Genomic DNA, 24,842 nt, shown 5'->3' on the forward strand with positions numbered 1-24,842 from the left:
TATATATAGCCAAAATAACGTGAAAATATAAATATTAATTTTTAGTATTTAATATCGATTCAAAAGCTTTCAAACGTTTATGAATCGACAATAGCTCAATAATGGTTTTCCACGAACTAATCAGATATTGGAACGAATCACGCACATTGCCAAACACGTTCAGAATCTGATTAATTAGCCCCAAAGTCATCGTGCCTGCTGCAATCGATGGAGATAATATGAATAAACCGAATAAATTATCCAACTGCATGTACCATGTACTCACCAAATTAAAATAGGCGTAATGAAAATACAATCGGTAGTAATTCACCCTCACCCGCTCAAAAAGTTCTTTTAACGTAGCTGGCTGGGCGCGTGCAATATCATCCTCTCCATATACCAACTCTTTCCGGTAAGCTGCTTCTACTTTCTGATTATTGAATTGCAATCCCGGTAGCTTAATCCCCACCACCATCAGCAGCACCGTACCAAATAAAGACCAGCCTATCGCTGCCCAAACCAGCGAGTATTTAATTTCACCAATCAATGCAAGCACAGGTACATGGCTCGACAATTCAAACAGAATCGGTAAAAAAGCAATCAGCACCATCACAGCCCGTACCAGACTGACACACAATTCTTCCACAATAGTGGCAAAGCGCATTGTATCTTCCTGCACCCGCTGAGAGGCTCCTTCTACTGTATGTAATTTTGGCCAGTGGTCTATATAATACTGGTTCATCGCGGTGCGCCAGCGAAACACATAATGGCTGACAAAAAAAGCATTCAGCATAATCATAGTCACCGAAACCATCGCAATCAGCAAAAATGTCAGCATATTCTGATAAATATTACTGATTGGCCCTCCACCACTGCTAAGCATCTTCTGTATCATGTCCCAGAACGGTCCATACCAGGCATTAATCGCCACACTTACCTGCACATTAAACCAGATGTTAAACAGAATTAATGCCGAACCCCATATAGACCAACGCTGCCATGGATGGCGTGCCACCACCGACCAGAAAACCGCGAATACCAACGTAGCCAGCACAAACCAGATATAAAACCATACAAAAGCGGGCGACCAAAAACGAGAAAGGCCAATAGCCAGAGGCTTATCAGCATAGCCTTGCGGAAAGCCGAACCATTCACCAGCAGACTTACCTCCCGTATACCAGAGAGCAATATTTAAACCAATCCACAAAATGGCAGACAAAAAAAACCAACGAGGCTTAGGAAAAAACGACTGGAACACAATTTCATCCTGACAAAAAAACTACCGGTTAAAAAAAGATGGTTTCAACAATGTCAGCTCGTGCGTCACCAGCCATATGCATGCATCAGCGGAGATTGTAAAGAAGCTATTAAAAAGCGAGTGACCCACAAAGTCAATCAATATAGTTAATCCAGTAACGGATTTATTTTAAACATCTGTTTGTTGTGTCTGATAGTCTCAAGCACAGCAAATTGGCTTAGAGCATCCATTTTAGAATGGATTTGGATTTGTTCGTAAAAATTACGGTACCCAAATTCCACCAGCAGAAAAAAAGATAGCAGAAAATGAGCAATGGCTAGAAAATTTAAAATATGCCATTTTTTCCACAAAAATATTATCCTCTATATTAAATATTTATTAGCTTATTTCACTATTAAAAAGCAAAGAAACAAACCCATTATCATTATATTTTTAAGCATCAAAATACTTAAACGATGCAGGCAACTAATGTACAGCCGGCATCACTTTCCTGTAGCGCTTAATTTAACATATCATTCAGGGCTATTTTGCAGACCTAAAGTAATTAAATCAATTACCATGCGTGCAGAATTTTGGCCTGCTTGCTGTAAAAATTCATCAAAACTAATGGCAGCATTAGCGTCACCATTATCGGAAATGGCTCGGATGATGACAAACGGGATATGCAACTGATAGCAAGTCTGAGCAATGGCAGCAGCTTCCATTTCCACCGCCAGCACATCAGCAAATTTATCTTTGATGGCACTGTTCTGCTCGGCAGTACCAATAAACTGATCTCCGCTGACTATCAAGCCTGTATGGATATGTGCACCAGTGAATACTTGCGCCGCACAAGTAGCTGCTTCAACCAAAAGCTCACTAGCTTTAAATCTAGGTGGCAGCTGTGGTACCTGACCAGACTCATAGCCAAAAGCAGTAACATCGACATCATGATGAGCTACTTCTTGTCCTACCACCACATCACCAATCTGCATACCAGCTTTAAGACCGCCTGCACTTCCCGTATTAATCACATAATCAGGTGTATATCGTTCAATAATGATTGCCGTTGTCAGTGCCGCATTGACTTTACCTATTCCGCTTAGTGCCAGCACTACCCGCACACCCTTAATTTCACCTAGATAAAAATGCACTGCTCCAGCTACATCATCCTGACGTTTTTCCAGTTGAGTTAGTAAATAATCCAGCTCAGGCTGCATGGCAGCAATAACGGCAATTAAAGGTGTTGGCATCATTCAATCTTTGTCATATTTTTTTGATAAAAAACAGGATAGCAGAATTTACTTTCTACAGCCAGATAGGCATGGATGCTTTCAATTTCACTGTTACCTAAACCTATCCAAATAATTTGATTTCACATTTAGTAGCAGAATTAAAATAAAGACAATTGCGACTGCTGTAATGCTTTTCCAGCCAGAGCAGCACCCAGCCCACTGCGTCGTTGCTGGCTATTTTTAATTCCCTGAACCATTTGTTTGGCAGTACCACAGAAAATAAACTGCTCCCGTGCACGAGTCAACGCAGTATAAAAAAGCGCTCGATTAAACAGTGGGTCATCTGCTGCAGCGTTAGTCTGAGGAGCCACAAACCATACACTATCGTATTCCGAACCTTGACTTTTGTGTACCGTAATCGCAAAGGCATCTTCGTGAGGAGGCAGACGGCTGAGAACCATCGAACGAAAAGAATTACCATCATTAAAATAGGCACATAGGTGACCAGAATGATTTTCATCAGGAAGAATGACACCTATATCGCCATTATACAAACCCACCGCATAATCATTTTGGGTAATCATGATAGGTAAACCAGCAAACCAGCTATCGGTATTCAGATGCTGCCGACTACGCAAAAACTGCCGGTAATGCCGATTAAATGCTTCAGCATCAGCTCGCCAAGCTGTCAACACCATAATATCATTTAGATGGCTAAAAACTGCATCAACATCATGATCGGCCACGGCCTGCCACCATGGCTGATGCAGAGCATACAAATCATGACACATCCGCTGCCAATCAGCCGAACGCACCTGCAACTGTGCCGGAAAGCGGCGGACGGCATTCATAGCACTTTCATCATCACCTTTAATACAGGCAGTCGCCAAAGCACCGATACCTTGCGTAGCATCAAAACGGTAGCTGTGACTCAATGTAGCCACATGACTTGCCATTCCAGCCTGACTACTGGTTTCGGGCAGAATCTGATTTGGCAGCAGCGTGGTAAGCTTTTGTTTTAGAGCAAGAGACAATACTGTCGGCCGCGACAATTCTGCTAATACATTACCAGCACCAACAGCTGGAAGCTGATTAGCATCACCAAGCAATATCAGACGCACATCCTCTTTCAGAGCACGCAGCAATGCCCGAAACAAAGATAAATCCAGCATTGAGGACTCATCCACCACCAGAATATCCACCGGTAAAGGATGCTCAGCATCATAAGGGCCTGTTAAAAGAGGCGGTTGTAGCTGAAGCAACCGGTGTACAGTTTGACCGCCAAGCCGTCCCAGCAAACGTCTACTGTCTTGATCCAAAGGTAGTTTACTTAAAGCTCGCTGCAAGGCATTGGCCATATGTGCTGCCGCTTTACCGGTAGGCGCCACCAAAGCAATATGCGGCGGACGTGATAATTTCCATGCGTGCTTGAGCACCAATCCCAAAATTTTGGCAACAGTAGTCGTTTTTCCGGTACCCGGCCCGCCATTTATAACCACAAAATGCTGTAATAGAGCCAGCGCCGCTGCAAACCTCTGCTGTGCACTGTCTGCATCCGGAAACCACTCAGTCAGATCAACAGCCACAGCCTCCATATCTAAAGGTACAGATTTTACTGTTGTGCGTTTCCACAGATTCTCAGCAATATCCTGCTCGAGTTGCCAGATACGGCCTGAAAACAAATGATTATCCAGCAAAACAAATGGCGTATACGCACCGGCTGCCCCTACCAGCATCCGACAATTGCGGACAGATGTCCGGTATTCGCGCGGAACAACAATATAACTGTCCCCCCGATTCAACGCCCATAACAGTGCATTAGCCCAAGGTTGCATCACAGCCCATTCAGCCGGAACAACTGTACCCAGCACCTGAGCCATTGCCGCCAGAGCCGGATGGTCGGGTTGTTCAGAGCCTGCCTGCACTGTTATTTCATTTGCCATACACTGCAACCATCATTAGCCATTAACCCTACGGTTCAGTTTGCTGCAAAAGGTATTAATTTCCCATCTGATACCGTTAATACCTCATCAAAACGTACAGCAAGCTCATCATCATGGGTAACCACTACCAGACTGGTGCCTAGCTCATGTTGCAAATCGAGCATCATATCGAGCACATTACTGGCATTTTTACGATCCAGATTTCCTGTAGGTTCATCCGCCAGAATACAGGCTGGATGAGTAACCAAAGCGCGAGCAATGGCAGCACGCTGCCGCTCACCGCCAGATAATTCTCCAGGACGATGCGCCAAACGCTGTTTCAAACCCACTTTATCCAGCATTGCTCTTGCTTGTTCTTCCGCCTGTGCTTTGGGCATGTGACCAATCAACAAAGGCATCATCACGTTTTCCAGCGCTGTAAACTCTGGCAGCAAATGATGAAACTGATATACAAAACCCAAATACTGATTTCGCAGCTGACCAATGGCTTTCTGACTCAGCTCAGTAATATCACGCCCCATTAGGCGAATGCTGCCTGAGCTGGGTGTATCCAGGCCACCCAAAAGATGTAGTAAAGTGGATTTACCACTGCCGGAAGCGCCAACCACACTGATACTTCGGCCACTCCCGATTTTGAAATTCAAATCATCAAGTACCGATACCTGTAAATGGCCATCATCATAAGTTTTACTGACATGTTCACATTCAATCACATATTCCGGCTTATTCATAACGTAATGCCTCCGCCGGTTGAGTTTTGGCAGCACGCCAGCTCGGATACAGCGTAGCCACAAAAGCCAGTAGCAAAGAAATCACCGCAATAGTACAAACATCAGTAAACTCCACATTCGACGGCAGGTAGCTAACAAAATAAATTTGCGATGGAATCAAATGTTTACCAGTTAGGTGCTCAAAAAAGGCAACAATGCGGCCAATATTCAAACCAAGAGTGACACCAAACAAGGTTCCGAAAAAAGTACCCAGAAAACCGGCTACCGCACCCTGAATCATGAAAATACGCATTACACCGGCTGGGGAAAGCCCAAGAGTGCGTAATATAGCAATATCTGCCTGCTTTTCAGTTACCGCCATCACTAATGAAGACACTAGATTAAATGCAGCCACCGCAATTATTAGCAGCAAAATAATAAACATCATGCGTTTTTCCATCTGTACTGCATCAAAATAACTGCGGTTTTGAAAAGTCCAGTCACGAATCCAAATTTCATTCTGTAATTTAGGTGGCACAATTTTGCGAATCACATCTGGTGCATTTTGTGGGTCAGCCAGTTTCAACCTTAGACCACTTACATTATTTCCTAGCCGGTAAAGCTTTTGAGCATCACTAATATGGGTTAAAGCCAGCGTATTATCCACTTCATAAATCTTGGTTTTTACTACCCCTACCAGAGTAAACTGTTTCAGACGCGGCACCATGCCAGCGGGCGTGACATTTCCATCAGGCGTGATAACAGTGATTTTGTCTCCAATATTAGCACCCAGCGCCTCTGCCAAATCCTTGCCCAACAAAATACCGAATTCACCAGGTTTCAGTGAAGCAAAACCATTTTTGGGCATGCCGGCTCCATAATCCACAACTTTGCCTTCCAGTGCGGGATCAATGCCGCGAATCTGCACTCCACGTACCTCGCCGGCATTGGCTAACAAAGCTTGGTCTGCTACATAGGGTGCCGTGCCCACCACCTGTGGATTCCCTTGTACTAACTTTTGCAAATCCTGCCAATGCTGATCCAGACTGTTTTCATAAAAGCCCATTTCAGCATGCGGAGCGACACTGAGTAACTGATTACGAATTTCTTTTTGAAAACCATTCATCACCGACAGCACCACAATCAAAGTAGTAACTCCGAGTGCGATACCAGCAATTGACACTGCGGTAATGAATGACATAAACCCGTTACGTTTCCTGGCCCGTAAATAACGTAAACCAATCCATGTTTCCAGAGATGCCATGAGTAAAAAATTTCAATAGAAAAAACTGATTGTACCCGAGCGCAACGAGCAGCGTCATGCTCAACACTTATAATAATAATGTTAATATTCGTTAATCAGACAATCGTTTTACACCAGCAACAGTTAAGCATCTCTCATCTCAAGTAAACTAGACTATTCAAATACCTGATTATATTTAACCTTTTAAATATTTTATAGGTCGAACTTAATTTCTGAACCATAAAAATCTAAAAGCACAAACGCACAAATATGTCATCCTAAAAGCAAACTGCTATTATCAACCCAAGTTCATTCTAACCTTCAAAACATACTTCCAAATACACAAATACAGCACTGTTGAAAGAGCATCTACATAGCAAAAATCAGCTTAGTTTTACCAGAATTAACCGCATAATTTTGATTATCATCAATACAATAGCTTTAATATATGCCGTTGTTATATATACTACTTTTGCTCAATAGAAGAGTACAAAGGTTTACGCTACCATGCGCCTATTTCTAATTTTAGACTGATTCTGATTAACTGATAATGCGTATGAATACCCCATCTTCTCCACTATATAATCCGCTTACCCTACCCAACGGGGCCATTCTGAAAAACCGACTGGTCATGGCACCAATGACAACATGCTGCGGATTCTATGATGGCACGGTTACCGACAACCTAATTGAATATTACCGCCAGCGAGCTGGCAGCATCGGAACTGTTATAGTGGAATGCGGGTTCGTCGATACCATGGGACCGGCTTTTCCTGGCGCCATCGGCATACATAACGACGACTGCATCGAAGGTCTGAGCCTGCTTGCTGCAGCTATCAAAGAACAAGGTTCTAAAGCAATTATACAAATCTATCATGGCGGACGCATGGTGGAACCTCAGCTTATCGGCGGCCAAACACCAAAAGCACCCAGTGCCATCGCTATTCCTCGACCAAATGCCACAGTACCGGTAGCAATGAGCGCGGGTGAAGTGGAAGACATGATTATAAAATTTGGCGATGCCGCCAGACGAGCCATAGCCGCCGGCTTCGATGGCATTGAAATTCATGGCGCCAATACTTATCTGATTCAACAGTTTTTCTCACCTCATGCCAACCAGCGACAAGACAAATGGGGTGGTAGCCGTGAAAACCGCACCCGTTTCCCGCTAGCGGTACTAGAAATCAGCCGGCAAATGGCAGAAGAACATGCAAATAAAGAATTTATCATTGGTTACCGCTTCTCACCAGAAGAGCTAGAAGTACCTGGGATTACCTTTGAAGATTCCTTGTTTTTACTAGATAAACTAGCACAAACCGGTCTTGACTATGTCCATTTCTCCATGGCTGCGACTTTACGTCCATCCATCATTGATACTGACGACGAAACACCGTTAATAGATAAATACATTCAACAGCGTTCAGCAGCGCTGGCTAAAGTACCCGTCATCGGCGTAGGTAATGTAGTAAACAAGGCTGATGCAGAGACAGCCATGGCACACGGCTATGATTTAGTAGCTGCAGGACGAGCATGCGTTGCCTATCCAGATTGGGCAGATCGTATACAGCAATACGATGATTTACAACTGTCCATGAATAGCGATCAGCGTACCGAGCTATGCATACCCGAGCCCTTATGGCGCTTTCCGCTTATCCATAGCATGGTACGAGAAATCAATACCAAAAAATTCCATGCCGGCACCTACCAGCAGACAGTCAGCGATGACTACGAAAACAAATTCGTTATCAATGTAGAGCTGGGAGAAGATTTCATCAAAGACATGTCACTTATAAATGCCGAACAGCTAGACCACGTATCCGTTCGCAATTTCAACGAAATCAAAGAGCGGATATTGGCCGCCAACAGCCCTTATGTCGATGCCATCAGTGGTGCCACATCACAGTGCGATGCCTTTAAAAAAGCAGTAACAAAAGCCATTTCCACCTCCTACAAAGTAGCCAGCATTGTTGAAGGCGGCGATGGCGACGACAAAACCTGTGATGTGGTTGTAGTAGGTAGTGGTGGTGCCGGACTGGCAGCAGCAATAGAAGCTCACGACAAAGGTGCATCTGTCGTCATCATTGAAAAAATGCCAATTGCCGGTGGCAATACCAATAAAGCCTCAGCCGGCATGAACGCCGCAGAAACCCTGTTCCAGCAACAGGCAGGCATTACCGACCATAAAGAATGGTTCTATAACGAGACCTTAAAAGGCGGTAAAAACAAAAACAATCCTGAACTATTACACTACTTTGTCGAACATGCGCCGGCGGCTATCAATTGGCTGGACGCAAAAGGAATCCGCTTAAACAATCTAACTACCACAGGCGGCATGAGCGTAGACCGCACCCATCGTCCAAATAATGGTGCGGCCGTAGGCGGATTTCTGATTAGCGGCTTATTGAAAAACATCAATGAGCGCGGTATCGAACTGATGCTCGATACCTCCGTTACCGATATCGAACTAAAAGATGGACGGATCAATGCAGTAATAGTGAATGACGAAGATGGCAATGAACAACGCATCAGCACCAAAGCAATCATCGTAGCCACAGGTGGTTTTGGTGCCAACGCGCAGATGGTGACACATTACCGACCAGACTTAGCAAATTTTGTAACCACCAACCACAAAGGCGCTACCGGTTCAGGCATTGCCCTGTTACAGAAAATCGGCGCTGGTACAGTTGACATGAATGAAATACAGATTCATCCCACAGTCGAACAAAAAACTGCCTATCTGATTTCAGAATCTATACGTGGCGGTGGTGCCATACTGGTATCACGGCATGGCAAACGCTTTGTCAACGAGCTAGACACACGCGATAAAGTTTCCAACAGTATCATCGCCCTTACAGATCATTATGCTTATATATTATTCGATGAGCAAATACGTCAGGAAAATAAAGCAGCAGATACCTACATCGGCAAAGGACTGGCTGTACAGGCAGATTCTTTAGTTGGACTGGCAGAAAAACTGGATATCAACCCGGAAACCCTCAGCAATACGGTAGAACGCTATAATCGTTTTGTCGAACAGCAGCATGACGAAGATTTCGGCCGCACCACCGGCATGCGCCACCCTTTAAACCAGCCATCATTCTATGCAATTCCGATTGCACCAGGTATCCACCATACCATGGGTGGTGTTACTATCAACACCAATACAGAAGTACTTGATACCAATGCGCAAGTTATTAAAGGCGCATACGCAGCAGGCGAAGTAGCTGGTGGCGTACACGGGGGTAACCGCATCGGTGGTAACGCCATTGCCGATATCATTATTTTTGGTATTCAGGCTGGTGATCAGGCAGCTGCCTATGCAAAAGACCTATAATTATTGATTTACCTTGCTCATCACCATGTCAGAAACCTGCCATACCTACAGCCAGCAGCTCATGGGAACAACAGTTTCCCTACAACTTTTTGTAGAAAACCTGCCGGCAGTATCAGCTGTGTTTCAAACCATACAGGCTTTAGAAACACGATTAACGGTCAACAGAAACCATTCAGAAGTGATGAGCATCAATCATGCTGCCGGCTCACAGCCGGTAGCAGTCAGCAAACTAGTTTTTGATTTAATCCGTCAGGCCAAACAGGCCAGCCTACTTCCCCATAGCTGTTTCAACTTTGCCATTGGACCACTGGTTAAACTATGGAAAATCGGCTTTAACGGCCACAGCGTCCCGCCTGCTGAAGAAATTGCTAAGCGGCTGACCCTAGCTAATCCTGAGCTAATAAAACTAGACGAAAAAAATCATACTGTTTTTCTGACCAGAACCGGCATGGAAATAGATTTAGGTGCCATTGCCAAAGGCTATATAGCAGATATAACCAAACTGGTATTAGCCAGCTATGGCATCCATCAGGCCATAATCAACTGTGGCGGTAATGTATTAACCATTGGAAGCTCACCCCTCACCAGCAATCAGCAATGGCATATCGGACTAAAACGCCCGTTTGCCGCCGCAGACAGCCTGCTGGGAATTCTGCATCTGCAAAATAAATCAGTTGTAACATCTGGGATTTATGAACGCTATTTCATCCTGAATGAAAAACTGTATCACCACATCATTGATCCTCAGAGTGGCTACCCTTTAGACAACGAGCTGCAAAGTGTCACTATCATTTCCGACAACTCCTTGACTGGCGATATCTATTCCACAATTCTTTACGGCTTGGGAGTAGAACGAGGAATAAAAGAATTAGATAAACATCAATATATGGGTGCCATATTTGTGACCAAAGACAAAAAAATAATCATCAGATCCAATCAGCACTTCGAATTTAAATCACTAGCAGATGATTACCAAATTTGCTCATATGAACTAAATTGAATTCCTACGAACTGCCTGAAATAGCCAATACCCAAATAATAAATTAATATTTTTAATTATTATTATTTCATCAATAATTCTTTCAGCACCGCTATTAGACGCTGCTGTTGCTCAACTGTCCCAATACTGATACGCAAAAAATTATCAATCCTAGCCTGTTGAAAATGGCGCACCACCACACCATGCTGACGCAAAAAGACAGCAATCTCCTCGGCAGCTTTTTCTACGTGACAAGCAAATACAAAATTGGCATAAGAAGGTAAGACTTCAAAACCCAGTTGCCGTAATTGTTCAGTCAGCCAGATACGGTTATCGATGACTTTTTTACAAGTAGAACGAAAATAGCCATCATCCTTGAAGGCAGCAATAGCCGCCGCCTGTGCCACACGATCCAGCGGATAGGAATTAAAACTGTTTTTTACTCGCTCTAGCCCTTCAATCAATTCAGCCTGCCCCAATGCCAGACCAACCCGCATACCAGCTAGCGACCGTGACTTAGATAATGTCTGCACTACGAGTAGATTAGGATAATCTGCAATCAACTTCACCGCAGAGACACCACCAAAATCAATATAAGCTTCATCTACCAGCACCACACATTCAGGATTAGCTTGCAATATCTTTTCAATCATTGCGAGCGGTAGAATACAGCCGGTAGGTGCATTCGGGTTTGGAAAAATCACACCCGCCACTGCCCCAGCGTAATCTGCCGAATTAATGGCAAACTGCGCATCCAGTTGTATCACACGCGGTTTCACATCATACAACTGACAATACACTGGATAAAAGCTATAGCTAATATCGGGCATCAACAACTGCTGTTTACCTTGAAAAAAAGCTGCAAAAGCGTGTGCCAGCACCTCATCAGAGCCATTTCCCACAAACACTTGCGATTTTTGCAAACCATAGTAGTCTGCCACAGTCTGCTTAAGATTATCTGCATTCGGATCAGGGTATAAACGCAAATCCCCATTTACTGCGTCATGCATTGCCTGTAACACCAAAGGTGATGGTGCAAATGGATTCTCATTAGTGTTCAGTTTAACCAGATTAGAAAATTTAGGCTGCTCACCGGGTACATAAGGCTGCAACCTTTTAGTATTCTCACTCCAAAATTTACTCATTCTATTTCTATTCCCTTATTATAAAACTTGGTTACTTACAAACCCACACAATCGCAACTCAGCCCCGTATCACAACCGAATTCATACTGTTACAGGCTCACCAGCATAGCTTGGGCTGATCAATAAAGATTCAGCATCACGCGTACTCAATTGCTCAGGCAGCAAATAATCCAATTTTTTAGTCGTTAGCACCATACATGCCGCTTCACTCAGGCCACAGATATATAAAGTTTTACCTTGCTGATGCAGGTTACGTGCCAACACCTGCAGATGGACAAATACCGTCACATCAGTATGACAGCCTGCACTCACATCCAGATAAACCTTTTGTACTTTCAATGTCCGAACCAAATCAAAACTTCTATGGAGTAAGCTACTGGCATTAGCAAACAGCAAAATCTGTGGCAGCGTAATAACAGCTTCCTGTACCACAATCTGCACTTCAGGCAGCAACAACGGCCATGCTCGCAGACGAATAGTATGCCAGCACATCACAATCAAGCCTAAAGAAATAATCAGCCATAAACCGGCACAGATACCAAACAACACAATCAGCAGCGCAGAAACACACAACCATAACAAATCACCCCATTGGCGATAATACAAGCGCAACTCACTCCAGTTTATCTGCACGCAGATTGCATACAGCGCAATTACGGCCAGCACTGGCAGCGGAACCGCACGCCACCATGACCAGCAATAGATCAGTAACAATATCACCAGTGCTGTCAACAACGTCGAACGGGTTAATCGCAGAGCCTGATCATCTACATAACCCACACTGGCCACCATACCGCCAGTCAGCGCAGACAGAATATTAGTCAAACCAGTCAAACCAGTGCTGTACCGGAAACGATCTGGTAAATATTGGCAAATTTCTACATTAATCAATAAAGCAATCGTAGCACTCATAAATACCAGCAAAGCCCAGTCTGCATGTACTTGACTCACTTGCATCCAAACTTGCCAGTTTTGCTGTACCGGAGTAGCCACACCCAGCAATGTAAACGGCCAAATATGGCTGAGCATCCATACCAACAGCAACACCCACAAAGCTTTCGGCTGAGATTGCGTTCGCCAAAACAGCAGTAAAGCAAGAGAAAGAGCAGCCAGCACCACGCTCGGCCAATTCCAGCTATGCCAGTTTAGCAGTAGCACCCATTGCTCCAGCCATGAGCTATTATTGGCGGCCACACCAAGAATAATCGGTGCCAGCATCACCATCAGAGTCAAGGAAATCCCCATTCCAATACCGTGCCACACCGGACGGGCAATCCAGTTCATACAATGCCGTGGCAGAATCACAGTCAGCAATACTAACCAGCCTCCAGTAAACAGAGTCAGCATACTCGCTACCATAAGCCGATCCGACACCGCACCGGCATAGTAAGCTATCGATGCGGTAAGCATCAAAGCTGAAAACGGTGCGGGCGTCAGCAATACTTTATTACGGCCACCAAAAAGAAGGCAGCACAATAGTGCACACAACAAGCTGGCCAGAGCCATAGAAATGGGCAAGCCGGTGATACCGGCACAGGCAAGAGCCATCGGCAAAACATAGCCCAGCATCTTCCAGCCATGTGACAGCCATACCAAAGGCCGCCACTTAAAGCTTTTCAGTTCCAAGGTATTATCCTTTAGCCCAAATCATCAGGATAAATTAACATCAGTCGAGCAAAATTCTTGAGCACCAGATTGCAAACGCAGATGAAGAGCGCGAGCCATTTGCAAGGCCTGCTCAGAATCCTGTGCAAGAACAGTAAAATGTCCCATCTTGCGACTCGGACGGACTTGTTTTTTACCATACAGATGTAAAAATGCCGTTGCATGATTCAGCACGACAGACCAGTTCGGTTCAGCTTGCAGCGGCCATACATCACCAAGAATATTGGCCATACAGCAAGGCTGTAACAAATCAGCAGCAGCCGGTTTTAAACCACACATTATTCTCACCTGTTGCTGAAACTGGTCCGAAATACAGGCATCCATACTAAAATGGCCCGAATTATGCGGCCGCGGCGCCACTTCATTCACTACCAGCTGCATCTTGCTGCCCACAACAAACATCTCAACTGCCATGACCCCTCTATATTCTATGGCCTGAGCCAGCCGGCATGCCATCTGCTCAGCCTGCTGTAAAACTGAAAGAGGTAGTCTAGCCGGTACCAGCGAATATGCCAAAATACCATTTTCATGCTGGTTTTCTGCAACTGGAAAACACACCGTGTGCTCTTCATCAAGCCGTGCCACTACCACCGAAATTTCCGCACGCAAATCTACTTTTTTTTCCAGCACACAGCGCACCTGCCCTAATTTGGCAAAAGCAGACTTCAATTCAGCAATTGTACTAACCGCTATCTGACCTTTACCATCATAGCCCAGCGTCGCCGTCTTCAGTATTCCTGGTAATAATTCTTCAACATGGCTATCAATATCAGATTCAGCACAAACAACACGATAAGGTACCGTTTTCAGCCCAGCTTTAGCAATCCATTCCTTTTCCTGCTGCCTGTCTTGTGCAATAGCCACACATTCACCAGAGGGAGACACAACTGTATATTGTGCCAACCAGCGCATAGACTGAGCATTGACATTTTCAAATTCCGTCGTTACCGCCGCACATTCAGCCATAGCCTGTAAAGCTTTAGAATCATCAAAAGCAGCGCACAAATGCACATCAGCAAATTGAGCAGCAGGAGCTTCAGGATCAGGATCCCATACCATCACCTGATAACCCATTGTTTTAGCAGCAACTGTAAACATTGCCCCTAACTGGCCACCGCCCATAATGCCCAGCATTGAAGGTGGCAGAATACAGGAAGAAAAACAAGACATAACGGTATAGAACAACCCTCAGAATACAAACAATATCATTTTAAAATAATCTTATGCCAAAACAGCTAACAGCATTGAGATCTTAAACTTACTCAGTGTCTAATTTACCTGTCAGCAAATCAATATACAAACTATGCAAATAATAATAGTAATTAATGCACTTAGCAGCCAGATAGGTTGCAAAAAACCTTCATATCAGCCAAATCTCAGAATTTTTAAATAAAAAAATAAAATTCTTTAAATAAATTACCTTAACCAATCGAAAAATAAAATTAAGTAAACCCAAAAATAATATTACCTTCAATTATGTTAACATAAATCAATTCTTGATTACAAAATCAAACACAAATGACCAGTTATAATCCATCAATTTAAATTCAAAATTAGTAAAACAGAGCAATCAACAGTCATCTAATTAGATACCACAAACCCAAATACATTTAATCAATTTCCAATTTATTCATAGTTTTAATGAAATTTCTGACTAGAAACATCACTACAGGGTTGTAATTGCAAAGAGCCGTTAGCCCCATCCACACATAATTTACTATCCCTATCTCGAAGCTGGCGTCCCGTTAGTAACCAGTTATTTCTTCTACTTTGCGTACAAGAAACGACTCCAACATCATGATTTTTAACAGCAAGGCAACGATTGTTCAGCCATACTTTTCCCTGATGGAAATACATAGCCTCACTGATTTCTCCAGCCGTACAAGTTTCAAGCAAAACAGGCTGCCATACCGAAGCCATGCTTTTCGTACGCAAACATACACTATTGAGCGGACGCAAGCTGATACTGGAAGAAACAGGATAAACAGGCGGATAAGGTAAAATTTCAGGATAATCTGGATAAGGCAGAGCAGCAGGATATACGGGCGTATCAGTATAAATCACAGTTGAGCCAGCAGTGGCATCAATATGTACCGTTTTATTAATCGTAGTGGTTCGTGAAATAGGCAAATCAACAATGATATCGCGCTCACCATGACCGGAATGATATATGACCGCTGCTTGGTTCAAAGCTGGACAACACAGCATACTCATCAAAATCAAAATTTGCTTGAATTGTATATTGCCAATCATTATCACCTCCCGTAATCATAACCCAGAAATTATCGATGCCTGATCTCCCAACACTGGTGAATGCGGGTATTGCGAAAATCATCAGGTACAGTATTTGCAGAAATATCCCGAATGCTGTAGCGTTGATGCAAACCAGCATTCAACGTGAAACTCCGCAGATTATTTGAGAAAAACAACACCCCCTGTGGCGCCAATAAATGCATCGCCCCATCAATCAACTTTTCCTGATCCCGTTGAATATCAAGAATATCTCGCATTTTCTTACTATTAGAAAAACTCGGTGGATCCATTACAATTAAATCAAACTGCCTGCTTAGTTCAGCTGCCTGCTGCAGATACAGGAACACATCAGCACGCACAATCTGATGCTTTAAACTATCCAATCCATTTAGCTCAAAATTACGTTTCGCCCATTGCAGATAAGTATTTGACAAATCGACCGTTTCACTCAATATGGCTCCGCCAGTGGCCGCATAAACCGTAAAACTACCCGTATAAGCAAATAAATTCAAAAAACGTTTACCTTCAGCTAGATTACCGATTAACCTGCGAGTATTACGATGATCTATAAATAAACCCGTATCTAAATACTTATCCAGATTTACCCAAAAAGCACGTCCGTATTCATGAATAACAAAATCTGTGCCTTCAGCACCGGTTTTTTCATACTGCTCTTTACCTTTCTGGCGCGCCCGTCTTTTAACATGAATATTGTCTGCAGGCAGCCCTGTAACGAACACTATCGCCTCAATCACCCCGCCCAGCCATTCCTCATACTCTGTCTTCTGCATCAGCCAGCCAGTATCATATTCCTGCAAATGAACCTGATCCTTATAAATATCCACCGCAAACGGATATTGAGGAATATCACGGTCGTACATCCGCCATGCCTCCAGCCCCTCACGCTGCGCCCACTTACGCAAATGTTTAATATTCTTACCAAGACGGTTAGCAAAAGCACCTATATCATTACTCATAAATAAAACTTTACATATCTGCCACAAACAACCTAATACCCACATTGTAACGGAAAAAACCACCATCTCCCCAGCGCGTTTGAAATAACCATCCAGTCATCAGGTTGCTAAAAAAACCGAAATAACTTATAATTTAACGAATAATTTGAAACCATCGTTTACAACCTGAGTTAATTCCGGCGTATCCAGAATCTCTTTTATGATGTAACGCCATCTACCATTAGCCGCAGTACTGCTTTCGCTACTTGGTTGTCGTCGATGTATAAAATACCCACACACAAGCTAACGACAACCAATTGCTATCTTTATATTACTTTCCTCCTTGGCTTAAGCTAGCAACAGTTTCCAGTAATCTATTTTCAACAAAATAAACTAGATTATCACGTTTGGTTGGTCGTTTAACCAAAGGAAAACCATGACATTGTCTTTTTCAGATTTACATTTAGACAAACAAATTACCAGCGCGCTCATTGCTGCCGGATATGAAACCCCAACTCCCGTACAACTGGAATCTATTCCCGCTGTTTTAAATAATCAGGATGTAATGGTTTCTGCACAGACAGGTTCAGGCAAAACAGCCGCTTTTCTTTTGCCAACGCTACAAAAATTGCTTAAACGCAGCGAAAAATCCGGCAAAGGCCCGCGTGCACTGGTATTAACGCCCACACGTGAACTTGCCCAGCAAGTCGAGAAAAATGCTCAGATATACGGCAAAAATATGCCTTGGCTGCGCACAGTTACCCTAGTGGGCGGCACCGCCTTCGGACAACAAATCCGAGCCTTAGCGCGCCCCATCGACCTGATCGTAGCTACTCCAGGACGATTAATGGATCACATGCGTCAGGGACGCATCGATTTTGGGCGTTTGGAAGTCCTCATTCTGGACGAAGCAGACCGCATGCTAGACATGGGCTTCATTGATGACATCGAAACCATCGTCGCAGCCACTCCTGCCGAACGTCAAACCCTATTATTCTCAGCCACATGGGATGGCATGGTTGGCAAACTGGCGCAGAAACTAACCAACCAGCCTCAGAAAATTGATATTGCCCGTGAAGAAAAACAAGGCAAAATCGATGAACAATTGCTATATTGTGACGATATTCGTCATAAAAATCGCCTGCTAGATCATTTGTTACGTGATGCCAGTATTGATCAAGCAGTAATCTTTACCGCCACCAAAGCTATGTCCGAACAACTGGCTGACGAACTATACGAAAAAGGTTTTTCTGCTAACTGTCTGCATGGAGACATGCCCCAGGGCTGGCGAAACCGCACCTTGATGGATTTACGCAAAGGCCGAATTAAAATTCTGGTCGCTACAGACGTAGCTGCACGAGGTATTGACGTACCTACTATTACGCATGTAATCAATTACGACCTACCCAAACAGGCAGAAGATTATGTACACCGCATAGGACGTACCGGCCGTGCAGGTCGCACCGGTTTGGCCATTACTTTTGCTGAAGTGAACGAGTACATCAAAGTTCACAAAATAGAACGCTACCTCAATCGGAAACTGCCTGAACATACCATCAGCGGTATGGAACCCACTCGCAAGCGTTCGAGTAAATTTGCTAATAAAGGTCGTCGTTCATTTGGCAACCAAGGCAAAAGCGGCAACTGGAATGCCGACCGTCGCCATAATAATGAGCAGCAGCCCAACCGTTCGCGCCAAGGCAACCAAGCAGGACGTCAGCGCAGCAATCCGCAAAATAGACATAGCAGCAACAGCCAACCAAAACATTAATTCTTAATTACCTACACATTTATCAGGCAGCTTTTGCTGCCTGATATCTTCAAAATCATTAAGTTCAGACCATATCTGTTTTTATCATCATCAAACAGAACATCTTTACTGTCTTGCAAATTTTTGTTATATCTAATATATTTTATAGTAAAACAAAAATTATCTAAAAAAACAATAATAATATTCATGCAGGCATAAGCATTGTCACCTTATAGTAGTACCTGTAAAACAAGTATTAATGACAACAGTTGGTGCACAACACCGACAAGCGAGAAAGGATTTAACTATGCAACATCGTCGAAGATTACAAATTTTTCAGGCCGCCAAACGAGCTGCATTTTACCAGCACACTCAGCCGGTTAATACAAAAGAGCAGATTCCAGAAGAAAACGAAAAAAATATTCTTCTATTGGAAACTGTGCACCAGTAATAGTACTTAGGTAATACATAACAAGCCATATTGATCAGATATGGCTTGATTCATAATTATCCGGATAATCAATATATCCAATACTGACTCAATTGCAATATACAATCAACATAACATATTACCTACTCTACTCTTGTTTGATAAATCCTTTAATATATAAAACCAACAAAAATACCAATAGCATTTAATTAAGCAAATAGCCTTGTCTCATCATCAAACAATCCTAACTGGTTTCCTATCTCGATTTGTGCGAAAATTCAGTTTATTTACTGGGCGAACTACCATGTTAGACAGAGAAGGTTATCGCCCCAATGTCGGGATAATCATCACCAACGACCGTAATGAGGTTTTCTGGGGCAAACGGGTACACGAACATTCTTGGCAGTTTCCACAGGGTGGCATCAAACCGGGAGAAAGTCCCGAAGCTGCCATGTATCGAGAATTGATGGAAGAAGTAGGCCTGTTGCCACATCATGTCAAAATCATTGGGCGCACTCGTGACTGGTTACGTTATGACGTTCCCACACATTGGATTAAACGCGAATGGCGAGGCTCCTATAAAGGACAAAAACAGATATGGTATCTGCTGCGTCTGACTGGACGTGAAAGTGATATCCACCTGCGTGCCACCCACCATCCCGAATTTGATGCATGGCGCTGGCACCAGTACTGGGCACCAGTGGATGAAGTGATAGAATTCAAACGCAATGTCTATCTTAATGCACTGCACGAATTGTCGCGTTTTCTGCATCAACTACCGGAGTGGACTGAATTCGTACAAAACCGTCAGAATCACGATGATAAATATTCACTGGCTGAATAAAAGCCGGTCATTCAGCCGGCATTCACCTGCCTGATCCCAGCACAAAACAAAAACAAATTACCGAAAAATTAAATTTTTTACGGTAATTTGTTCTATATTGGCAATACTACCAGTCTGAAATAAATTATGAGCAAATCCATAACTTACGATGAATCTAGCGTAACCGTACTCAAAGGTCTGGCACCAGTTAAAGAACGGCCAGGCATGTACACCAGAACCGACAGCCCTACCCACATCATTCAGGAAGTCATTGATAATGCTGCCGATGAAGCACTTGGCGGTTATGCACAAAACATCGACGTCATCCTAAATCAGGATGGTTCAGTAACCGTAAAGGATGATGGACGAGGCATACCAACTGGATTACATCCAACTGAGCAGGTTCCTGTAGTCGAACTGGTTTTTACCCAGCTTCATGCGGGTGGTAAATTTAACAAAAAAAGTGGTGATGGTGCTTACGCATTCTCTGGCGGGCTACATGGTGTCGGCGTTTCCGTTACCAACGCCCTCTCCACCAGATTGGAAGTCACCGTTAAAAGAAACAGCAAAATTTATCAAATTGTCTTTGCCGCTGGAGAAGTAATTCAGCCCCTGACTGAAATTGGCAAATGCACCTCCAAAGATAGTGGAACAGAAGTTCGCATCTGGCCTGACGGTCATTACTTCGACAACCCACAATACAACATAGCTGAACTTGAACGCACATTGCGTGCCAAAGCAGTATTACTGCCAGGCATCAGTGTCACCCTTACTCGGTATATCAATAGTACAGATGAAGCACAGACACAAAACTGGCAATATCCGAATGGCCTAAAAAGTTATTTACTGAATCTCCTCTCAGATAGCCAAACCGCTACACCTATCTTTGCTAGTGAAAACTATCTAGGCGCCAACCATGACACAGATTTCAATCAAGGCGAAGGTGCAGCTTATGCATTAAGCTGGGTGGAAGAAGGAAATGCACCCAGTGAAAGCTATGTAAACCTCATACCTACAGCCCTTGGCGGCACACATGAGGCAGGTCTCAAACAAGCCGTCTTTCACGCCGTCAATAATTTCATTAACCACCACAACCTGCTGCCACGCGGTGTAAAACTTCAATCAGATGATGTATTTTCCCGCGTCGCTTTTGTATTATCCGCCCGTCTGCTGGATCCACAATTTCAGGGACAAACCAAAGACAAACTCACCAGCCGTGATGCACTCAAACTGGTGGCAGCTATGTGCAGCGATCCGCTTGAGCTCTGGCTGAACCAAAATATCGACACTGGAAAAAAAATAGCCGAACTGGCCATTCGTCAGGCGCAGGCGCGCATGCGCTCAACCAAAAAAATAGAAAAGAAAAAAGGATCCGGAGTAGCCGTCTTGCCAGGTAAACTCACAGACTGTGAAAGTGAAGATATACGTGAAAATGAACTTTTTCTGGTCGAAGGAGATTCTGCCGGCGGTTCTGCCAAACTGGCTAGAGATAAAAATACCCAAGCCATCCTGCCCTTACGCGGCAAAGTATTAAACAGCTTCGAAATTCATCGCGATCAGTTATTTGGCAATGCAGAAATTCACGATATTTCTGTAGCCATTGGCGTAGACCCGCACGGAAAAAATGATAATCCAGATTTATCCGGCCTTCGCTACGGCAAAATCGCCATATTATCCGATGCCGACGTAGACGGTGCTCACATTCAAGTACTACTACTTACCCTCTTTTATACCCACTTTCCCCGTCTGATTGATGCAGGACACATCTACGTAGCCCAGCCGCCTCTATTCAGAGTGGATGTCAACGCACAGGGTAAAAATAAACCAGCGCGTAAACTTTATGCACAGGATCAGGCAGAACTAGATACCATTCTGGATCGACTGCAAAGCGAAAAGGTTAAAGAAAGTGCCTACAGTATCAGTCGATTTAAAGGTCTGGGAGAAATGAATCCAGATCAGCTTAAAGACACCACCATGAACCCCGATACCCGCTGCCTTTTACAAGTACAGATAAGAGAAGAAGACAGCAACGAAACCCGCAACATCTTTGTTAAACTAATGGGCAAAGGAGAAGCATCATCCAGACGCATATGGATGGAAGCAGAAGGAGACAAAGTAGAAACCGATATATAATGAACCATATAACCAATATCGGCTTGACCTAAATACATAAGACTCTGTATCAAAGCATATCCGTAAGCAATGAAGTTTTATATAAATGTAACTACAGGTTTTTAACAAATAACAACCTGTAGTTACATTTATATGGTTAAATACGTATCAATGCTTTTTTATTTATAAGAATTCAGCTAATAGTCAAATAATATATCACCATTACCGCTAAATAATATAATTAGCTTGTTCAACAATGCTCAACTTACATCACGAATAAAAAACTTGAAACAAATTCTGTATAGCAAGAACCTTCATGCAATACAGACTAAATCTACCCAAAACTTTAGAATTAAAATCGGTACAAAATCCAGCAAAATTAAAATATCTCACAGCATAACCAAATCAAAAGTCACAACCTATATAAAGACATACCCTCATCAGAAGGTAAAAGCAAACTTTAAACACCAAGTCATTAAAATAAATGAACATAAATTTTATTTAATATTAATTTAATTAAAATATGGCCAACAAAGTCGTATATTATTTGCTAATTAGATATGTAAATTTATATTTATACATAGTAGTCACACAACTTAAAATTGAACTTTAAGTCAAACGGATATTGATTTAAATCAAATAAATGTTCTTTAAGCAATCCAGCATTCTGTCCATATTTAGAATAATGTTATAATAAAGAATAGTTTCAGAAGACCAATAAAATAGACTGATCAAAAACTACAGAATATTACTTTCAATACAACGTCAAATCAGAAAAAAAATGCATCGAAAATAAAAATAAGAATTATCTATAAAGATAATTGATAAAATTTAATAACATTTTTTTGCAAAAAAATTCACCCATCTTTATAATTAACACGGTTACAGTCAATTTTAGAGGAATTTTCATGAAATATGATTTCATCGAAGGCGTATTAAAAACACTAAACAGTACACCTGACATTACATCTTCTGCTGTTATTTCTACTGACGGTCTGCCAATCGCCTCAGCACTGCAAAGTGGCATGGATGAAGACCGAATCGGCGCCATGGCTGCGGCATTACTTTCATTGGGTAACCGCTCTGCTAAAGAAGTATTAAAAGGTTCTTTGGATAATACTATTATTCATACAGATAAAGGCTATATGCTGCTGTTTCAGGCATCTGAAGCCATCTTGTTAACCATCACTACAACACATGAAGCAAAATTAGGTTTAATTTTGTTTGAAGCTAAACGTGCATTGAAAGAACTAGCTGATCATTTTGGTTAATATTCAGTTTGCTTAACCTGAAATGTGCCATGCCTAATTAAAGCCATACATGCAAAATAAATGATATATCCAAAACGGTTTTTGTAATCAGCACAACACTGAAAATTTGGTTTAATCTTTCAGTATTGTTCAATTCCGGTTTCATAAACAGGATTGATCGCTGTCAGGCAAATTCATATAAGCAAAAACCGGTTTTACTGTATGACAGAAAGTTTAATATCTTTAAGCATCCTTTAGATTAAAGCATAGCATATAAACATCGGGCGAAGATTACTCTGTCCCCGAAAAGCATATTCAGAAGTTTTCAGCAGCAATTGACGTATAACATCAAAACAGACAGAGCTGCTACAAAAACATAATAACACTGAAATGCTTACATTAAGCACACTCATTCTTCACCAGATTAAACCAAATTGAAGGACAAATTAACATGGATATGAGTCGTTGGATTCAGCCAAAACCTCAGAGCGAATCTACAGAGTATAAAATCAAACATTATCAGCAAGAAGGGGAATCCACAATATATGTTACCAATCAGGAATTTCCCTATCCTGATGGCGCACTGATTGTATCCCGTACTGATCTTGACGGTATCATTACACATGCCAATGATGTATTTGTTGATATCAGTGGTTGGACCCGTGATGAAATTATTGGCGCGCCGCACTGCCTATTACGTCATCCAGATATGCCAAAAGCACCCTTTGCCGACATGTGGGCTACCTTGCAAAGAAAAGAACGCTGGTATGGCTATGTCAAAAACCTGCGCAAAGACGGTGGTCATTACTGGGTATATGCAACTGTTATTCCCAACCTGCGTCAGGGCAAAGTTATCGGCTATAGCTCAATCCGCCGCAAACCGAGCCGCGAAAAAGTAAATGAAATGAGCGCGAAGTATGCAGAAATGCTGAAATCTGAACAGGAAGGAAAATAATATGCTAAGTTTAATGGTTGTACCTGATTATTTGCCTGACCAATTCAGTACCTGGTATCTGCTCAATAACTACCTTCAAAAGAAAAGCGATCAAAATATATCACTGATCATGCCTCCTTCGTTTGATGAAGTCACAGCTCATCAGGAAAAAGAAAAAGTATCTATGCTTTTTGTTAACCCTTTTGCTGCTGGTACTTATGTACGTGAACAAGGTTATTTACCGCTCGTTAGACCTAAAAATAAATCAGACGAAATTGTCATCGTTGCAGCCGCTGATTCAGACATCAATGCAATTGAAGATCTGAAAGGAACTGTAGAATTAGCACTTTCAAATAATGAAGATGCTAATTTCATTGGGTTACGCCTACTAGAACCTGCCAATCTGAGTGATGATGAACTAGTTATCAAACGCAAAGATAATTTCCTGATGGTTGCCTCAGGTGTAATTCGGCATCATGCAAAAGTAGGAATTATCCAATCTGATGTATATGATAGCTTCAACTCAGTCACCAAAGATCAGCTGAAAGTATTATTGAAGAGCCGTATTAACGAAGTTTCACACGTTATGCTGTATCATCCTGATGCAGTTTCCAACGCTGAACTTCTGAAAGATGTGCTATGTAAAATGGCCGATGACGCCGATGGCGCCAATATTGTAAAAGCATTAAACTTCCCTGAAGGCTTTACTGCATTATCAGAAGAAGAAATGGAATTCATGATCGACGTTGTAGACACCATGCGCAAGTAATCAAGCTTGGATTAAACCGTATAGGATACCACCTATACGGTTTAATTTTTGGCTGCCGAATTTCTCTAATCAGAAAAGATAAGAATAAAGTTATT

General features: G+C 42.7%; 19 protein-coding genes. 9 read left to right on the top strand and 10 right to left on the bottom strand.

Going from position 1 to position 24,842, the window contains the following annotated elements:
• Positions 1–34: 34 nt before the first annotated feature.
• The 5 genes from sbmA to J3U67_RS02625 all read right to left on the bottom strand — a co-directional run bounded on the left by sbmA (position 35) and on the right by J3U67_RS02625 (position 6,368).
• Positions 35–1,237, bottom strand: coding sequence for a peptide antibiotic transporter SbmA (sbmA, locus tag J3U67_RS02605; protein WP_323811343.1), 1,203 nt, complete (start codon positions 1,235–1,237; stop codon positions 35–37).
• Positions 1,238–1,749: 512 nt separating this feature from the next.
• Positions 1,750–2,469, bottom strand: coding sequence for a 5'-methylthioadenosine/adenosylhomocysteine nucleosidase (locus tag J3U67_RS02610; protein WP_267403798.1), 720 nt, complete (start codon positions 2,467–2,469; stop codon positions 1,750–1,752).
• A 140-nt stretch (positions 2,470–2,609) separates the two neighbouring features.
• Positions 2,610–4,394, bottom strand: a complete 1,785-nt coding sequence (gene recD, locus J3U67_RS02615; RefSeq protein ID WP_267403632.1) for an exodeoxyribonuclease V subunit alpha — start codon at positions 4,392–4,394, stop codon at positions 2,610–2,612.
• Positions 4,395–4,429: 35 nt separating this feature from the next.
• Positions 4,430–5,125 carry a lipoprotein-releasing ABC transporter ATP-binding protein LolD gene (gene lolD / locus J3U67_RS02620; protein WP_100140016.1) on the bottom strand — a complete coding sequence of 232 codons (696 nt, stop codon included), beginning with the start codon at positions 5,123–5,125 and terminating at the stop codon, positions 4,430–4,432.
• Complete coding sequence (locus J3U67_RS02625) at positions 5,118–6,368, bottom strand: lipoprotein-releasing ABC transporter permease subunit (protein WP_267403634.1); 1,251 nt, start codon at positions 6,366–6,368, stop codon at positions 5,118–5,120. The genes lolD and J3U67_RS02625 overlap by 8 nt, the downstream gene beginning before the upstream one ends.
• 535 nt (positions 6,369–6,903) lie before the next feature.
• Here J3U67_RS02625 and J3U67_RS02630 point away from each other — a divergent pair.
• Both J3U67_RS02630 and J3U67_RS02635 read left to right on the top strand, forming a co-directional pair.
• A complete protein-coding gene (locus tag J3U67_RS02630) occupies positions 6,904–9,681 on the top strand; it encodes a flavocytochrome c (RefSeq protein ID WP_267390143.1) in 2,778 nt (925 codons plus the stop codon).
• Between the two features lie 25 nt (positions 9,682–9,706).
• Complete coding sequence (locus J3U67_RS02635) at positions 9,707–10,681, top strand: FAD:protein FMN transferase (protein ID WP_267390141.1); 975 nt, start codon at positions 9,707–9,709, stop codon at positions 10,679–10,681.
• 62 nt (positions 10,682–10,743) lie between these two features.
• Here the strand turns inward: J3U67_RS02635 and hisC are convergent, their stop codons facing one another.
• The 5 genes from hisC to J3U67_RS02660 all read right to left on the bottom strand — a co-directional run bounded on the left by hisC (position 10,744) and on the right by J3U67_RS02660 (position 16,700).
• Positions 10,744–11,805, bottom strand: a complete 1,062-nt coding sequence (gene hisC, locus J3U67_RS02640) for a histidinol-phosphate transaminase (protein ID WP_267403636.1) — start codon at positions 11,803–11,805, stop codon at positions 10,744–10,746.
• Positions 11,806–11,886: 81 nt separating this feature from the next.
• On the bottom strand, positions 11,887–13,431 hold the full coding sequence (locus J3U67_RS02645; protein WP_267390139.1) for a SulP family inorganic anion transporter: 1,545 nt from the start codon (positions 13,429–13,431) through the stop codon (positions 11,887–11,889).
• Between the two features lie 24 nt (positions 13,432–13,455).
• Positions 13,456–14,640, bottom strand: coding sequence for a 5-(carboxyamino)imidazole ribonucleotide synthase (locus J3U67_RS02650; protein WP_267403638.1), 1,185 nt, complete (start codon positions 14,638–14,640; stop codon positions 13,456–13,458).
• A 468-nt stretch (positions 14,641–15,108) separates the two neighbouring features.
• Positions 15,109–15,723 carry a ricin-type beta-trefoil lectin domain protein gene (locus J3U67_RS02655; RefSeq protein ID WP_267390136.1) on the bottom strand — a complete coding sequence of 205 codons (615 nt, stop codon included), beginning with the start codon at positions 15,721–15,723 and terminating at the stop codon, positions 15,109–15,111.
• 29 nt (positions 15,724–15,752) lie between these two features.
• The gene (locus J3U67_RS02660; protein ID WP_267390135.1) at positions 15,753–16,700 is read right to left on the bottom strand and encodes a class I SAM-dependent methyltransferase; all 948 of its coding nucleotides are present in this window, start codon (positions 16,698–16,700) and stop codon (positions 15,753–15,755) included.
• 415 nt (positions 16,701–17,115) lie between these two features.
• Here J3U67_RS02660 and J3U67_RS02665 point away from each other — a divergent pair, with 415 nt between their 5' ends.
• From J3U67_RS02665 to J3U67_RS02695, 7 genes are all read left to right on the top strand, one after another.
• Positions 17,116–18,450: a DEAD/DEAH box helicase gene (locus tag J3U67_RS02665; RefSeq protein ID WP_267390134.1), complete on the top strand. Its 1,335-nt coding sequence runs from the start codon at positions 17,116–17,118 to the stop codon at positions 18,448–18,450.
• Positions 18,451–18,736: 286 nt separating this feature from the next.
• Positions 18,737–18,880, top strand: coding sequence for a hypothetical protein (locus tag J3U67_RS02670; protein WP_267390133.1), 144 nt, complete (start codon positions 18,737–18,739; stop codon positions 18,878–18,880).
• A 283-nt stretch (positions 18,881–19,163) separates the two neighbouring features.
• Positions 19,164–19,703: an RNA pyrophosphohydrolase gene (locus J3U67_RS02675; protein WP_267390132.1), complete on the top strand. Its 540-nt coding sequence runs from the start codon at positions 19,164–19,166 to the stop codon at positions 19,701–19,703.
• A 126-nt stretch (positions 19,704–19,829) separates the two neighbouring features.
• A complete protein-coding gene (locus J3U67_RS02680) occupies positions 19,830–21,815 on the top strand; it encodes a DNA topoisomerase IV subunit B (protein WP_267390131.1) in 1,986 nt (661 codons plus the stop codon).
• A gap of 887 nt (positions 21,816–22,702) precedes the next feature.
• Positions 22,703–23,065, top strand: a complete 363-nt coding sequence (locus J3U67_RS02685; RefSeq protein ID WP_100139998.1) for a roadblock/LC7 domain-containing protein — start codon at positions 22,703–22,705, stop codon at positions 23,063–23,065.
• A gap of 430 nt (positions 23,066–23,495) precedes the next feature.
• The gene (locus J3U67_RS02690) at positions 23,496–23,999 is read left to right on the top strand and encodes a PAS domain-containing protein (RefSeq protein ID WP_267390129.1); all 504 of its coding nucleotides are present in this window, start codon (positions 23,496–23,498) and stop codon (positions 23,997–23,999) included.
• Position 24,000: 1 nt separating this feature from the next.
• Entirely contained in the window at positions 24,001–24,747 is a 747-nt protein-coding gene (locus tag J3U67_RS02695) for a phosphate/phosphite/phosphonate ABC transporter substrate-binding protein (protein ID WP_267390128.1), read from the top strand.
• Positions 24,748–24,842: the final 95 nt, after the last annotated feature.

This window comes from Snodgrassella sp. B3837 (genome assembly GCF_026535955.1).
GTDB lineage: Bacteria > Pseudomonadota > Gammaproteobacteria > Burkholderiales > Neisseriaceae > Snodgrassella > Snodgrassella alvi_E.